Raw genomic sequence first — 15,736 nt, 5'->3', positions numbered from 1 at the left:
TCAAAGAGCTTTTGCGGGTTCTTTGACTTCTTTTTTCAAACTTTTTGTAGCCAAAACCATTAAGGAAATGGCTAATACAAACAGCAGCGCAGCGATGATGGAGAGTACATAAACTTCATCTTTAAAGTTTTTCCAAGCAAAAAGACCTAAGGAAGAAAGTGTAACCGTAAACATGAAAAACATAGGGATGGTCACAAAAAGTGCATTGATATTTTTCTTAATCAGCCAAACAGCTATGGTCAACAACGCAAGAGCAGCAAGAAGTTGATTTGCAGAGCCGAAAATCGGCCAAAGTGTAGTGAACTCTCCAGACAATAATAATAGTATCGAGAAAAGGACCACAATACCTGTAGATACATACCTGTTTTTTGCCAAATACTGACCTGCTGCCTGGGGCACATCTTCGAAGTATTCCTGCAAAGTAAATCGTGCCAATCTAGTACAAGTATCCAGTGTAGTCAATGCAAATGCGGAAACGGTAAGTGCTACAAATCCCACAGCGAATTCTTCAGAAATTCCCAACGAGGCTATCATGCCTCCGAGTCCCGTGGAAAATAGTGCCACTGGACCTTCGCCGGAAAGGCGGGATATATACTCTGATCTGGACAAAATCACAACCGCACCCACAGAAATAATAGCCAAGAAAGACTCAATTAACATTCCTCCAAATCCTACCAACTTCGCATCAGACTCCCTATCCAATTGCTTGGAAGTAGTGCCTGAAGCTACAAGCGAGTGAAAACCACTAATTGCTCCACAGGCAATGGTTACAAAAAGAACAGGGAAAATATATCCGAGATTTTCATCGGTAACATGGATCTCATTACTCATTTCGATAGCAGGATTGGCAATAAAGACACCAAGCACTGCGGCGATAATTAATCCATAAAGTAAGAAGCTATTGAGGTAATCGCGTGGCTGAAGCAGCATGCCTACAGGAGTCACTGAAGCAAGAAAAGCATACGCCAAAAGCGCTAAAACCCAGATTTTATAGTCTAAAGCAAATGGAAGTTTCATTCCCAAAAACACAAAGAAATACATCAAGATCACACCTATTATAGTAATGACTATAAAGGCGGTCTTTCGCTCACCCACCATTTTATTAACTATTCCGAAAACAACGGCTAGTAAAATAAAAAGAATAGATGCCGAAGCTACACCTGGATTGGTAACGAAAGTCTTAGCAATAATATCCGCAAAAACGCCTATTACAAGAATTAGTGTAGAAAAACTAAAGATAACGAAGAGTTGCTTACCCTTCATTCCAATTTGATTTCGGATGATTACACCGATTGATTTGCCGTCAGTTTTCAGCGAAGTGGCCATGCTTCCTAAATCATGCACAGCGCCGAAGAAAATTCCACCAACCAAAATCCAAATCACCGCAGGAATCCAACCAAAAGTCACTGCAATGATCGGCCCTACAATTGGGCCCGCACCGGCAATAGAAGCAAAATGATGTCCCAAGACCACGATTGGCTTACTTGGTTCATAATCCACTCCGTCCCTATGTGTATGAGATGGAGCTGGATTTTTGTCATTTAATCCAAATTTTCGGTATACGTACCTCCCATAAACCTTATAAGCTAAAAATAATATTAAAGCGGAAATGAGGAGAAGAACGGCAAGATTCATGTGATGTTATTTGGGTAATTGTATGTTTATCAACGAAAAACATACTCATTAGTATTTGAAATCAAAATAAGTTAAATATTAATCATTCAAAAAGCGATTTTAAATAAACACATGTGACCTATTTAAAATTGATTTGTCAGTCGATTGCAGACTTGGTTTTATTTAATGGATTTAACGACTAAATTTGTAACCTTTGATTCGTCAAAAACAACCTAAAAACTCAATATGGCTTGGTTTAAAAGAACTGACAAAGGCATCAAAACATCTACAGCTGAAAAGAAAGATGCACCTGATGGCCTTTGGTTTAAGACCCCAAACGGAAATATCATTCATACCAGAGAGCTAAAAAACAACGCTTATGTATGCCCAGATGATGATTTTCATGTAAAAATTGGTTCGAAGGAATATTTCGAAATTCTTTTTGACAACAATAAATTCAAGGAGCTTGATGCCAACATGACATCGGGTGATCCTTTGAAATTTGTGGATACCAAACCCTACCTTTCCCGCATAGAAGCTACGATCAAGAAAACAGAGTTGAATGACGCTGTGAGATCTGCTGTGGGTAAAATGAATGGATTGGACATCGTCATTGCATGTATGGATTTTAATTTCATTGGCGGATCCATGGGGTCTGTAGTAGGTGAAAAAATTGCCAGAGCAATAGATCATTCTCTGAAAAACAAAATCCCTTTCTTGATGATTTCCAAGTCTGGCGGTGCACGAATGATGGAAGCTGGATTTTCTTTGATGCAAATGGCCAAAACATCTGCTAAGCTTGCCTTGTTAGATCAAGCAGGGATTCCTTACATTTCTATGCTCACGGATCCGACTACAGGCGGAGTAACTGCATCTTATGCAATGTTGGGTGATTTTAACATCGCCGAACCTGAAGCATTGATTGGGTTTGCTGGTCCAAGAGTGATTCGTGAGACGATAGGTAAAGATTTGCCTAAAGGATTCCAAAGTTCCGAGTTCGTTTTGGAGCATGGATTTCTTGATTTTATCGTAGATCGTCGTCAGTTGAAAGGCCGATTGACCACCTTGCTAAACCTTTTAAATAACTAAAAGAGTTACTTCTAAAAGGATTTGATTATTCAGGCCAAATTTGAACTGCGATTTGGTCTCTTTTAGTGATTAATAAATATATTTGTGCTCCCGTATTGGGCCAATCCATAAGAAAAATTAAACCAAAATTTCATGGGTTCAGTAATTATCACATCCATCGTAGCTTTTACAGTAATTATACTGCTACTGGTATTTATTCTCCTCTTTGCTCAGTCTAAACTGGTCAATTCAGGTGATGTCAACATTGTAATCAATGGTGACACTAGTTCCCCAATCGTGACAGCAGCTGGTACAACCCTGCTTTCTACACTTGGGGGCCAAAAAATCTTCCTTCCATCCGCATGCGGTGGTGGCGGAACTTGCGCTATGTGTAAATGTGTGGTCGAAGAAGGTGGAGGAGAGGTTCTCCCTACCGAAGTAGGTCACTTGAGCAGAGCAGAGCAGCAAAGTAACGTTCGTCTAGCCTGTCAGGTGAAGGTGAAAAATGACATGAAGATCAGAGTACCAGAAGAGATCTTTGGTATTAAGAAGTGGGAGTGTGAGGTTATCTCCAACTACAACGTTTCTACTTTCATCAAGGAATTCAAAGTGAAACTTCCTGAAGGTGAAACTCTTGAGTTTGAAGCTGGTGGATATATTCAAATTGATGTTCCAATTATCACGGTGAACTTTAAAGGAATGGATATTACTCCTCATCCTGATTTAGGTCACCCAGCAGACGTTTACCAAAGTGATTGGGATAAGTTCGGACTTTGGGATTTGACCATGAAAAATGACGAGGAGCTTTTCAGAGCTTACTCCATGGCTAATCACCCAGCTGAAGGTAACATTGTGATGCTTACTATACGTATTGCAACTCCACCTTGGGACAGAGCGAACAACAAATGGATGGATGTGAATCCTGGCGTTTGTTCTTCGTATGTATTCTCTAGAGTTCCTGGTGATAAGGTCACTATTTCTGGTCCTTACGGAGAATTCCATATCAATCCAACACAACGTGAGATGATATACATCGGTGGTGGTGCAGGTATGGCTCCATTGAGAGCGCAGATTTTCCACCTTTTCCATACTGAGAAGACTAGCAGAAAAGTATCTTACTGGTACGGTGGTAGATCTAAGAAAGAGCTTTTCTATGTTCCTCAATTTAGAGATATAGAGAAAGACTTCCCGAACTTCCAATTTAACATCGGTCTATCTGAGCCTCTTCCAGAAGACAATTGGAAAATTAAGAAAACTCCGGAAGATGAAGGCGACGGTTACGTAGGTTTCATCCACCAAGTACTATATGATAATTATCTGAAGAATCACCCTGAGCCAGATGAGGTAGAATACTACCTATGTGGACCTCCTTTGATGAACTCAGCAGTATTGAAGTTGCTAGATGATCTGGGAATTCCTCAGGAAAACATCCGATTTGATGACTTCGGAGGTTAATCAAAAACAAAAGATCCCGCTTCTGCGGGATTTTTTATTTAAGAGCCTTTTTTGATTATTTTTACTTTAGACTATCACCCTTTATGAATATCCAATCTTATTTTGACCCAGTAGCCGAATACCTTTGGCAGAAAAAATATCAAAACAATTCATTTTTTAAACAAATCCACTTTTTCGGAGAGGAATTTCCGGACCTCAAAGGAGTACAAATTGCTTTGGTTGGGATCAAAGAAAATCGCGGACTTGCCAAAATTGAAAGTGCTGATAGAGGGAGTAGTGAGATTCGGGAGAAGCTGTATGAATTGAAAAAAGGATTTGGAGCTTACAGAGTAGCTGATCTGGGAGATTTGATTTCTGGAGAGAAATTAAGTGACACCTATCAAAGAATGCAGGAAGTAGGAGACTACCTAATGAAGCATCAGATTCTACCAATCTACTTTGGAGGTTCGCACGATTTGGATTATGGGCAGTATTTATCCTACCAGAGAATGAAAAAGCTGGTTAGTCTATTAACTGTGGATGCCAAATTGGACATGGAAGAAGATGGACCTCTAGCAGATCAGCATACACAGGAAATCATTCTCCACCAGCCTAATTTTCTGTTTTCATCTGCTCATTTAGCGTATCAAAGTTTCTTAGTAGATCCATCTTTGATCAATGTAGTGGAAAAGCTTTATTTCGAGCATGTCCGTCTGGGCGAATTGAGAAGCGAATTCAAGGAAGTAGAACCTTTGATCCGAAATGCTGATTTATTGAGTTTTGACTTGTGTGCAATCCAGTCCGCCGATGCTCCGGGAGCTGTAAATGCTGAGCCATTTGGTTTGACAGCAGAGGAAGCTTGCCAGATTTGCTGGTTTGCTGGGACAAATGAGAAGTTGAGTTCAATCGGAATTTATGGCTACGAACCGTATTATGATGATGCTGCAAACAAGACTGCCAAAGTAGTTTCGGTGATGATTTGGTATTTTCTGGAAGGGTTTTATTCCCGTAAGGACAGCCTTTCATTCAAAAGCAGTGATTATACTAAATACACGGTTTCTTTGGATACAAAGCCAAGTACCTTGGTTTTCTATAAAAGTAAAAGAAGTGGAAAATGGTGGATGGAGATTCCACATAATGAAACAGAGAAGTTTGATAGAGTGAGCACCGTTCCTTGTAGCTATGCGGACTATCAGATGGCTCAAAAGGGAGAAATACCTGAGCGTTGGATCAATGCTCAAATCAAGTTGCTGTGATGAAGATCTACACCAAGCAACAATTGGCACTTCGAAATGGACAGGATAAACCTGAAATTTGGGTGGCGTTCCAAGGAGTGATTTATGATGTAAGTAGTTCTAGACTTTGGAAAAAAGGAATGCATTACGAGCATTGGGCTGGTCAGGATTTGACAGAGGAATTGCCAGACGCACCACATACGGAAAAAGTATTTGAGAAATTTCAAGCCATTGGGCAATTAGCATAAATGATTTTAATCGCAGATAGTGGATCCAGCAAAACGGACTGGAGGGTAATTTATTCTGACCGTCGAATTAGTCAGCATCGGGGAATAGGGTTTAATCCTTATTATCAAACCTCCGAAGAAATGGCTATTCAAATGAAAGATGACTTTCTGATTAATCTGGAACCTGAAATAGAAGAAATATATTTCTATGGCGCAGGTTGCTCGAGTCCTGACAGAAAAAATGAAGTATCATCAGCTTTAAGGACAGTATTTCCAAGAGCTAAAATTACGATTGATCATGATCTGGCCGCTGCTGCAAAGGCCACTTGTGGCCACCAACCTGGGATAGCTTGTATTTTAGGTACTGGTTCGAATAGTTGCGATTATGACGGGGTTCAGATCATAGATTCACGTCCTGCGCCAGGTTATATATTTGGTGACGAAGGTGGGGGAGGATATGTAGGGAGAAAGCTTTTGAAGGATTTTATAAATGATGAAATGCCAGCTGAGATCAAAAGAGAGCTCATCGATAACTTTCATCTTACAAATACGGTGATCCAAGAACATGTCTACCAGAAGCCCTTTCCTAACCGGTACATGGCCAGTTTTTGTAGGTTTATTACAGAACATAAGTCTACCCCGTATTGCTATATGCTTTATTACAATTCCTTTCAGGATTTCTTCAAGCAACATGTAGTGAAGTATGCAGATTATACGAACAAACCTGCGAATTTCGTAGGATCAATTGCTTATTACAACTCTGATATTCTTCGTAAAGCTGCTTCAGATATGCAGATCAAGGTAAATTTAATCATTGAAAGCCCTATCGCTGGCTTGACACTTTACCATCAAGAGAGCTTATGAAATCCAGCTTTAATCATACTTAATATATCAAAGTAATGCCTAAATGCATGATTCGTATAGCCTCTGAAAGCCAAATTATAAACTTATGAAAGTAACTGAAAGCACATCTCTGTATGACAATCTGGAACAGATGGATGTACTATCCCTTCTTCAGAATATTAACAAAGAAGATAAAAAAGTAGCTGAGGCAGTGGAAAAAGTAATACCCCAAATTAGTGCTTTGGTGGATGACATTGTCCCTAGAATGCAAAAGGGTGGTCGATTGATTTACATCGGTGCTGGAACTAGTGGCAGACTTGGCGTATTGGATGCTTCCGAATGTCCGCCTACCTATGGAGTGCCATTCGATATGGTATTAGGGATAATTGCTGGTGGTGATAAAGCCATTCGAAAGGCTGTTGAGAATGCAGAAGATGATCCTGAACAAGCTTGGAATGATATATTAGGATATGGATTTAATGTCAATGATACTGTGATCGGAATTGCGGCGTCTGGAACTACTCCTTATGTTATTGGTGGAGTTAAAACTGCGCGAAGCAAAGGACTTTTAACTGGGAGCATTACTTGTAATCCGGATTCTCCACTTTCAAAAGAAGTCAATTACCCGATAGAAGCAGTGGTGGGCCCGGAATTTATCACAGGAAGTACGCGAATGAAATCCGGTACGGCTCAGAAGCTTATTCTTAATATGATCTCCACCACGGTGATGATCAAGCTGGGGAAAGTGAAAGGCAATAAAATGGTGGATATGCAGCTTTCCAATACGAAGTTAGTGCAGCGTGGCACCAAAATGATCATGGAAGCTACAGGAGTAGATGAGGAGAAAGCGAAAGAGTTATTGCTCAGTGAGGGCTCTGTGCGAAAGGCCACGGAGTATTTCTACCAACAGCTGAAGAACTAGCCATCTATAATTTTTTGAAGAGATGGTTAGAAATGTCTAGATAGATCGTATCTTTGCAGCCCGATTAAGCGATTGGTTTCCAGGTGCTTAATTTTCACAATCAATCCAGCAGTGATGCTGCAATTCTATGAAAGATAATAATTCAAAAAAGCCATTTTTTGGCGAAGGGAAAAAAGATTCCAACTCTTCAAACTCAGGGCAACGAGCAGGTTATAAAGGAAAATCTGAAGGATTTAAAAAATCCAAGGATTCAGGATTTTCAAAGGAAGGCTCAGGAAAGAAGCCATTTAGCAAAAGTGAAGATGACTTTTCTGATTTCAACAAAAAGCCAAGAACAAATAAAAAATCAGGCTTCAAAACTCTAGGAGAGAAGAAATTTGGGTCTAAATCTAATTTTGGTACAAAAAAAGATCGAGGATCTGACTTCTCTGAAAAGAAAGAATTTGGGGCAGGTAAGAAGCAGTTTTTTGCAAAAAAAGAAGATTCAGAAGCTCCAAAACCTTACAATAGAGATTCTAAACCTGGTAAACCAGACAGCTCTCAAAAACCTGGAGGGCTTATTTATAAAGGCAGAGGTAAAGATCAAAAGCCAGTTTTTGCCGAAGGCAGACCGACGTACAAATCAGATAAAAAAGATTCTAAAGGTTTTGGTAAGAAGCGATTTGTAGATCAAGATACTAATGTAGATCGTCCAGATTACAACTTTGACTCCCTTCCTCAGAAAAAGAAGAAGATGGAGAGTGAAGATAATCTCATTCGTCTGAATAAGTACATTGCCAATTCCGGAATCTGTAGCCGAAGAGAAGCTGATTCATTGATTAGCCAGGGCTTGGTAACTTTGAACGGTGAGGTTTGTACTGAGCTAGGTCGGAAAGTAAAGAAGACGGATCGCGTAGTATATCAGGGGAGAAAGATCAATCCAGAAAAGCCCGTTTATGTGCTTTTGAACAAACCTAAGGACTTTATAACGACAACTGATGATCCAATGGATCGCAAGACAGTGATGAACCTCGTAGGAAATGCATGCGAAGAGCGAATTTTCCCTGTAGGTCGATTGGATAGAAATACCACAGGACTTCTTTTATTTACCAATGACGGTGAATTGGCTGCTAAGCTTTCTCATCCTTCCAATGAGATAAAAAAGATTTACCAAGTAACCTTGGATAAGCCTCTTACGAAAAAAGACGAGGAAGCGATCATTGAAGGTTTGACGCTGGAAGATGGTAAAGCTAATGTCGATGATATGCAGGTGCTTTCTTTGGATAGAACCATTCTGGGTTTGGAGATTCACATAGGAAGAAACAGAATCGTCCGTAGAATCTTTGCCCATCTCGGATATGAAGTCACTGCGCTAGATCGTGTGGTCTATGCAGGATTGGATAAAAAAGATTTGAAGCGGGGACACTATCGTTTCCTTTCTGAGCAGGAAGTGATTCGACTGAAGTTCTTTATATAAAAGTAAAAAGCTCCCGAATGGGAGCTTTTTTTATGTTTATCTCTTAAGTTGAAAGCACTATGATAGGTAACTAATTTGAAGATTGGTTATCTCTGTTTTTAAAACTTCTGAGGATAATTAGACATTCACATGTCTCTCTGCGTGATAAGATGATCTCACCAGAGGTCCTGATTCTACATATTTCAATCCTCTTGCCAATCCTTCTTCTCTATACTCGGCGAAAAGGTCAGGATGTATAAATTCAGCAACTTCGATATGCATCTTAGTTGGTTGAAGGTATTGTCCTAGTGTTAGGATATCGCAACCGTGCTCTGCTAGATCGTCCATGGCTTTGAACACTTCCTCTTTTTTCTCTCCCAAGCCTAACATGATACCGGTTTTAGTCCTTTTACCATACTCTTTGGTCAATTTAGTTTGCTCGAGAGAGCGAGCGTATTTTGCCTGAGGGCGAACTCTCCTATAGAGACTCTCCACTGTTTCCATATTATGAGAAACAACTTCCTGGCCACCAGAAATCATTCTATACAACGCATCCCAGTTTGATTTTACGTCTGGTATAAGAGTTTCAATTGTAGTGGATGGTGAAAGCTCTTTCGTCTGAATCACTGTCTGATACCAGATTTCGGCTCCCTTGTCTTTTAATTCATCACGGTTCACAGAAGTCAAAACAGCATGCTTTACGCCCATTAGCTTGATCGCTTCCGCTACTCGTCTAGGTTCGTCTGTATCATATTCCGGCGGTCTGCCAGTTGCTACAGCGCAAAATGAACACGAGCGTGTACACACATTTCCTAAAATCATAAAGGTAGCGGTACCGGCTCCCCAGCATTCGCCCATGTTTGGGCAATTGCCGCTTTCGCAGATAGTATGGAGCTTATGCTCATCTACTAGCTTACGTACTTTGGCATATTCTTTTCCTACAGGAAGTTTTACTCTAAGCCAATCTGGCTTCTTTCTTCGGGTTGCCTCTTCGGAAATGACAGGTAATTCGATCATTGGTTTCTGATTTGATACAAAGGTACGTCAGGCTAGGGCAAAACCCAAGTTGACTTATTTTCTGAACCCGTAGAAAAAAGTGAAGTATGCTGATTGGAACAACTGACGATTTTCTGTAGTGGGTATCAGAGGAATTTCTTTGGTAAAACCCTCCAGCATATATCCAAGTTCCAAACCTGTAGCATTTGAGCGAAAAACTCCAAATTCAAATGATAGTGCAGCTTTTAAATTCCCCCCAAATGCAAACTCTGATTGTCCAATACCTTCAAAAAGACGACCAGTTCCCAAGATATTAAATCTGCTTTGGTGAATTTCCGGATCATATTGCTCTCGTACTGTTTCGACCCGGTTGAGCGCATACTCTATATAATATGGAGCGATTAATCCAAAGGAAGGTCCAATAGCAGCTAAGGCAGAAACCTGAACTCCTTGGTTTGGAGCTTTTTTGAAAAGTATAATTTCTCTACCGTATTGCGGTCTGATAGAATAGAGGTAGTTAGACTTTCCAAAGATGTAGCTGTTACCCAAAACGGTATTATAACGGGTCTCTTTCGGGTTTTTTACATTGGAAAACTCCAGAGCCCAAAAACTAAACTGGGTTTCGTCAATCCGAGTACCGGCTTTAAAAGCAAAACCACCAATCAATCCCCCATTCGTGTTTTTATTTAAGCCAAACATATATTCCTTATCGTATTCGTAGTTACCCATGTCTTCTCTTTGAGCAAAAGAATCAATGGAAAAGGAAAGTAAAAGAAGAGGTAAGATGAATTTCAGCTTGTTCATTCGAGTTGGTCGAAAATATAGCCCTATTTTTGGGTATTAGTATTTTAACTGATTTTAAATTTAAGAGTTTATGCCCACTATAAAAAGTTCATATTTAGGGAATTTGAGAACAGAATCTGAGCATCTTCAATCAGGAGTACAAATCCTGACTGATGCCCCAGTTGATAATAATGGTAAAGGTGAAGCTTTCTCTCCGACAGATCTGGTATCTAGCGCTTTAGGAAGTTGCATGATCACTATCATGGGAATAGTAGCTAATCGTGATTCTGTTTCTCTGGAAGGACTAACGTGGGAGGTGACCAAAATTATGCAGGCTTCCCCTCGGAAAATTAGTGAAATCATAGTCGATTTCCATTGGGAAAATCCCATAGCTGATGCCACTATGATTCAAAAACTCAAAAATGCAGCTAAGACTTGTCCGGTTGCCTTGAGCCTTGATCCGGAGATTAAGCAAACCTTAACATTTAATTTTTAATTGAAACGCAAGAATCAACAATGCTATAGGATATGCTAAACTATTAAAAGAAGATAGTCTGACTCCTTGCTAGCATTCAAACTTAATAATCATTAGAAATAAGGTGTTCAACCATAATTTTCAATGCCATTTACGAATATAAACCTACCCAAATCATGAGCTATTTATTTGAATCTTTCAAGGACTGGAAAAGTTACTGCGAAGAAAAGAACTTAACATTGCCAGAATCTGTGATTGAGTATGAAGTTGATCAGAAAAATGGTGAAGCAAATAAGATAAAAGCTGGGCTTCTCCAAGCTTATGCTGTGATGAAGGACGCTGTCAAAACTGGTTTGGAAGAAGAAATGACTTCCAGATCCGGAATGATAAATAACGGCGCCAAAAAAGTTTTCAATAACCCTTTATCAGTTCTATCTCCAGAGTTTCAAAAGTTGATTTCAAGAGCACTAGCTGCAAAAGAGGTTAATTCCTGTATGGGTAGAGTAGTGGCTGCTCCGACTGCAGGAGCAAGTGGAATCTTACCGGGAACCTTGGTAACTCTTCAGGAAATTCATGGCATGAGTGATGAACAGATCGTGGAAGGACTCTTAGTGGGAGCCGGGATCGCGTTGATTATTGAAGAGAAAGCAAGTTTGGCCGGAGCAGTTGGCGGCTGTCAGGCAGAAACAGGTTCTGCGGCAGCAATGGCTGCTGGTGCAATCGTTTATTGTCTGGGTGGAAATACAGATCAAATTTTCAATGCAGTGGCAGTCACCATTCAATGCATGTTGGGCTTGGTCTGTGATCCTGTGGCAGGATTAGTAGAAGTTCCTTGTGTGGTACGAAATGCCAGTGCAGCGGCAATTTCTTTTAGTTCGGCTCAAATAGCTCTTTCAAATGTAAGTGGAGTGATTCCAGTAGATGAATGCGTTGAGGCAATGGGGGAAGTAGGAGCTTCTATGGAAAGCAGATATAAAGAGACTGCTATGGGGGGATTAGCTGCTACTTTGACTGGTCAGGCGATAGCCGAGCGGGTTCTTATTAAGGATATTGAAATCCTTCCTGATGAGGAGCTAGATGAATAAATTCTGAACAAATGGCACCTCTAAAATCTGATCAATACTTAAGCTTAACACTACAGCCCAAAGGCAGGCACTCCAAAACATGTGCAAATAAATGTGTCTTTTTTTGACACCAAAAGAAACCATTATCAATGTGCCTCCTATTGGAGTAAGTAAAAGAGGAGTAATAAAAGCGATGCCTATTTCTCCATATCTTTTCCAAAGGTGTACTATTTTTCTGTTCTTTTTTGAGAAAATAAGTTTGGGTTTGGAAGCAAAATTTCCCTGAAAAAGCTCTTTAATCTTTGTTCCTAAAAGGGTGAAAATCAAAACGCTGGTCATCATACCCGCTATAGTCACCAACACATTTTCCAGTACGCTATATCCTGCAGCAGAGCCTAAGACGGGACCAGCAAGAAATTTGAACCAACATAGAAAATAAATTCCCAGGAAGGTTAGAATATTTTCCATCATAGCAGAAAGTACAAATAAGCGAAGTAGCTCAACAAAAGTAGAGAACCTTCAACTTTTGAAACTCTCATCTTCGTACGCATCAACACGAATAAGAACAGCGTAATTCCAATCATCCATAAGAAATCAGAATTAATAAATTCCTGAGATACCCCAATCGGCATAATTATGGCTGTGAGCCCAATTATGGAAAGGATATTCATAATATTACTTCCAAGAATATTTCCTAGCGCCAAATCTGTACGCTTGGATAGGGCTGCTATAATTGAAGTGATTAATTCTGGCAGACTAGTGCCAATAGCTATTATAGTCACACCGATTATTCTCTCAGAAACTCCAAACTCTCTCGAGATTTTCACAGCATTTGTCACTAATAGTTCGGATCCGAAATATAGTCCCAATACTCCTCCCAGAAATAATCCGATAGCTGCAAACCAAGAATAATTCTTCACCTGCTCGATTTCCTCTTCTACTTCTGTATTATCGACTAAGTCGGATGAAGGGCTTTTGAAAAGATAGATGTTGAATCCAATGAACAGTGTAAACAGCAAGATTCCTTCCCAAAACCCGATGAGACCATTATAGCTCAAGCCATAAAAAAGTACAGATACTAGAAGAGTGACCAGATAGTCAAATCGAATGTGACTTTTCTTAATCAGGATTGGATAAAAAATGCCACTGATTCCAAGAACAAGACCAATATTGGCAATATTGGAACCGATGACATTTCCGATAGATATGTCGCTGTTTCCTTTTAAAGCTGCATTTACGCTCACTAGTAATTCCGGAGCTGAGGTACCAAAAGCCACTACAGTCATACCGATCAGTCCTGCACTCATTCCCAGCTTTACAGCCATTGCAGATGCGCCATCTACCAGAATTTTCCCTCCGTAAAGGAGAATGATCAAACCAAGAAATAATAGAAAATATGGCAGCATGTATGGATTAGAGTTTTGAACCAAATGCAAGATCCCCAGCATCACCTAGTCCTGGAACGATGTAGGATTGGTCATTTAATTTATCATCTATGGCTCCCAGCCAGAGTGAATAGGAAAAAGAGATACTGTCTTTTAGATTTTGAATACCCTCGGGTGCTGCGATCACGGCAGCAATATGAATGTGTTTTGGGGTGCCATGTAAAAGTATTGTCTGAATTGATTCTACAAGTGATTTACCGGTAGCCAACATAGGGTCAGCCAAAATAATTACTCTTCCTTCCACGCTGGGACTAGCATGATAACCGAGCTGCACTGAGATTTCACCTGATTCACTTTCATCCCGAAAAGCACCAATAAAGCCACTTTCAGCCTGATCAAAATAATTCAACATACCCGTGTAAAAAGGCAACGAAGCCCGCATTACTGAGATGATTACCGGCTGCTCAGTTTGAGTTAAAGTTGATGTGGAAGTAAGCGGGGTTTCTATTACCTCTAAGGAATATTGAAAAGATTTGGAAATTTCATAGGCCATTATTTCACCCATGCGTTCCAAATTTCTTCTAAAGCGCATTCTATCATTCTGAATACGGATGTCTCTCATTTCTCTGAGAAAGCGGTTGGCTAGAGAAGGTGTATCAGATAAAACAAACATGTTGCGAAGATAAAATAAAAACCCGGCTCTTTGGAACCGGGTCTGAAGTGTGATGTAAAAGTTTACTCTTTTCCTGCCGCTGGGCTATCTTTAGTTTTAGTGGGTTCAATTAAATCCTCTCCTTTCAAATATGTGGGAAGGTTCAAGCCAGCCATGTTAAACAGTTCATTTAGTGGTGGAACAGTCTTCATCATTCCTGAAACAAAATTAGCTGTGGAGCCATTGCCATTTTCGCCTTGGCCAGAATCCCAAACAGTAATCTTATCGATTTTGATGTTTTTCACCGCCTCCACTTGAGTTTTAACTAATTCCGGCAATTTCTCAATTAAGAGCAATTGGAACGCTTTGGTAGGGTCTCCTCCGGCAGCGCTTACTACTTCCCGATAACCTTCTGCCTGCTTTGTCAAAATTTCGTAAAGGCCTCTAGCTTCTGCATCCATTTTTGCAAAAATGGCATCTGCTTCACCTTTTGCCTGTTCCCTGATTCGTTCAGCCTCTGCTTGGGCTTCGATGATTGCTCGTTGTTTAGCTATTTCTGCAGGTATGACAATGTTCGCATTTTGAGTGGAGCGTTCTCTATCTGCTCTGGCTGTCTCAGCTTTTTGCTCAGCTAAATATGCTTCTTCCAGTGCTCTTGCACTCTGGACTTTTTCAGATGCCAATGCTATTCTTAAGGCCTCGGCTTCTTTTTCTCTTCTTTGCGCATCAGACTGCGCAATGGAAATTTTAGCTTCGTTTTCACCTTTGATTGCGATAGCGTTTGCTTCGGAGGTTTTCACACGTGTGTCCCGTTGTGCTTCTGCCTTTCCAATGCTCTCATCTTTAAGTGCTGAGGCAATACTAACTTCCCGGTCTTTATTGGTGACAGCGATTTTTACGTCACGGTCCCGATGCGTCTCAGCTATCTGAACATCTTTTTCCCTATCTGCGAGCGCCTTTCCGGTTTCTCCTATTTTTTCTTGCTCAGCTACAGATATTTTTGCCTCGTTGATCGCTTTTGCAGCAGCTTCTTTCCCTAGTGCTTCAATATATCCTGATTCATCCTTGATATCCGTTACGTTAACATTTATCAGTTTAAGGCCTATTTTTTTCAGTTCACTATCTACGTTCTTAGAAATGCTTTCCAGAAATTTATCCCGATCAGAGTTGATCTCCTCTATAGTCATAGTGGCAATCACTAAACGCAACTGACCAAAAAGTATGTCTTTCGAAAGCTCCTGAATCTGCTCGTGTGCCAAGCCCAGCAAACGTTCGGCGGCAGTATTCATCGTGTCCGTATCAGTGGAAATAGCAATTGTAAAGCGACATGGAACGTCAACACGAATGTTTTGACGGCTTAGTGCATTTGTGAGATTTGTTTCAATAGATATTGGTTTCAGGTCCAAGTAAGCATAATCCTGAATTACCGGCCAGATAAAAGCTCCTCCGCCATGAATACATCGAGCAGATGTGCCACCTGTTTTACCGTACACGACTAGAATTTTATCAGATGGGCAACGCTTGTATCGAGAGACAAGTGCCAGAATGGTTACAAAAGTGACAATCGTCGCGACGACGATGAGAATTAAAGGATCCATAAAAG

The 15,736-nt window shown here is 40.4% G+C and carries 16 protein-coding genes; 9 read left to right on the top strand and 7 right to left on the bottom strand.

The features are described 5' to 3' along the window. Nucleotides 1-1,635, bottom strand: coding sequence for a carbon starvation protein A (locus AACZ73_RS01110; RefSeq protein WP_339874643.1), 1,635 nt, complete (start codon nt 1,633-1,635; stop codon nt 1-3). A 225-nt stretch (nt 1,636-1,860) separates the two neighbouring features. Between AACZ73_RS01110 and accD the strand changes: the two genes are divergently transcribed. The 7 genes from accD to AACZ73_RS01075 all read left to right on the top strand — a co-directional run bounded on the left by accD (nt 1,861) and on the right by AACZ73_RS01075 (nt 8,799). After that, nucleotides 1,861-2,703, top strand: coding sequence for an acetyl-CoA carboxylase, carboxyltransferase subunit beta (accD, locus tag AACZ73_RS01105; protein ID WP_339874641.1), 843 nt, complete (start codon nt 1,861-1,863; stop codon nt 2,701-2,703). A gap of 132 nt (nt 2,704-2,835) precedes the next feature. Next, the gene (gene nqrF / locus AACZ73_RS01100) at nt 2,836-4,137 is read left to right on the top strand and encodes an NADH:ubiquinone reductase (Na(+)-transporting) subunit F (RefSeq protein ID WP_339874640.1); all 1,302 of its coding nucleotides are present in this window, start codon (nt 2,836-2,838) and stop codon (nt 4,135-4,137) included. 83 nt (nt 4,138-4,220) lie between these two features. After that, nucleotides 4,221-5,372 carry a formimidoylglutamase gene (locus AACZ73_RS01095; RefSeq protein ID WP_339874638.1) on the top strand — a complete coding sequence of 384 codons (1,152 nt, stop codon included), beginning with the start codon at nt 4,221-4,223 and terminating at the stop codon, nt 5,370-5,372. Beyond that, the gene (locus tag AACZ73_RS01090; protein ID WP_111613414.1) at nt 5,372-5,599 is read left to right on the top strand and encodes a cytochrome b5 domain-containing protein; all 228 of its coding nucleotides are present in this window, start codon (nt 5,372-5,374) and stop codon (nt 5,597-5,599) included. The genes AACZ73_RS01095 and AACZ73_RS01090 overlap by 1 nt, the downstream gene beginning before the upstream one ends. Next, entirely contained in the window at nt 5,600-6,442 is an 843-nt protein-coding gene (locus AACZ73_RS01085; RefSeq protein ID WP_339874637.1) for an ROK family protein, read from the top strand. A gap of 85 nt (nt 6,443-6,527) precedes the next feature. Further along, nucleotides 6,528-7,343, top strand: a complete 816-nt coding sequence (murQ, locus tag AACZ73_RS01080; protein ID WP_339874636.1) for an N-acetylmuramic acid 6-phosphate etherase — start codon at nt 6,528-6,530, stop codon at nt 7,341-7,343. A 127-nt stretch (nt 7,344-7,470) separates the two neighbouring features. Then, the gene (locus AACZ73_RS01075) at nt 7,471-8,799 is read left to right on the top strand and encodes a pseudouridine synthase (RefSeq protein WP_339874634.1); all 1,329 of its coding nucleotides are present in this window, start codon (nt 7,471-7,473) and stop codon (nt 8,797-8,799) included. Nucleotides 8,800-8,916: 117 nt separating this feature from the next. On the opposite strand, the gene lipA is transcribed toward AACZ73_RS01075, so the two are convergent. Then, entirely contained in the window at nt 8,917-9,795 is an 879-nt protein-coding gene (lipA, locus tag AACZ73_RS01070; protein ID WP_057938449.1) for a lipoyl synthase, read from the bottom strand. A 54-nt stretch (nt 9,796-9,849) separates the two neighbouring features. Further along, nucleotides 9,850-10,578 carry a hypothetical protein gene (locus tag AACZ73_RS01065; RefSeq protein WP_339874633.1) on the bottom strand — a complete coding sequence of 243 codons (729 nt, stop codon included), beginning with the start codon at nt 10,576-10,578 and terminating at the stop codon, nt 9,850-9,852. 70 nt (nt 10,579-10,648) lie between these two features. Between AACZ73_RS01065 and AACZ73_RS01060 the strand changes: the two genes are divergently transcribed. Continuing rightward, nucleotides 10,649-11,053: an OsmC family protein gene (locus AACZ73_RS01060; RefSeq protein ID WP_339874632.1), complete on the top strand. Its 405-nt coding sequence runs from the start codon at nt 10,649-10,651 to the stop codon at nt 11,051-11,053. A gap of 155 nt (nt 11,054-11,208) precedes the next feature. Continuing rightward, on the top strand, nt 11,209-12,117 hold the full coding sequence (gene sdaAA, locus AACZ73_RS01055; RefSeq protein WP_339874630.1) for an L-serine ammonia-lyase, iron-sulfur-dependent, subunit alpha: 909 nt from the start codon (nt 11,209-11,211) through the stop codon (nt 12,115-12,117). Here sdaAA and AACZ73_RS01050 read toward each other — a convergent pair. The 4 genes from AACZ73_RS01050 to AACZ73_RS01035 all read right to left on the bottom strand — a co-directional run bounded on the left by AACZ73_RS01050 (nt 12,106) and on the right by AACZ73_RS01035 (nt 15,731). Beyond that, nucleotides 12,106-12,564: a hypothetical protein gene (locus tag AACZ73_RS01050; protein WP_339874629.1), complete on the bottom strand. Its 459-nt coding sequence runs from the start codon at nt 12,562-12,564 to the stop codon at nt 12,106-12,108. The genes sdaAA and AACZ73_RS01050 overlap by 12 nt on opposite strands. Further along, nucleotides 12,564-13,502 (bottom strand): calcium/sodium antiporter, encoded by a 939-nt coding sequence (locus AACZ73_RS01045; RefSeq protein WP_339874628.1) that lies wholly within the window; start codon nt 13,500-13,502, stop codon nt 12,564-12,566. Before AACZ73_RS01045 ends, AACZ73_RS01050 begins: the two co-directional genes overlap by 1 nt. Before the next feature lie 7 nt (nt 13,503-13,509). Then, a complete protein-coding gene (upp, locus tag AACZ73_RS01040) occupies nt 13,510-14,154 on the bottom strand; it encodes a uracil phosphoribosyltransferase (RefSeq protein WP_339874627.1) in 645 nt (214 codons plus the stop codon). 62 nt (nt 14,155-14,216) lie between these two features. Continuing rightward, a complete protein-coding gene (locus tag AACZ73_RS01035; protein ID WP_339874625.1) occupies nt 14,217-15,731 on the bottom strand; it encodes an SPFH domain-containing protein in 1,515 nt (504 codons plus the stop codon). Nucleotides 15,732-15,736 lie beyond the last annotated feature (5 nt).

Origin of the sequence: uncultured Algoriphagus sp., from assembly GCF_963974835.1 — a bacterium.
Classification (GTDB): Bacteria; Bacteroidota; Bacteroidia; order Cytophagales; family Cyclobacteriaceae; genus Algoriphagus.
This window is presented reverse-complemented; position numbering and strand designations above follow the sequence as displayed.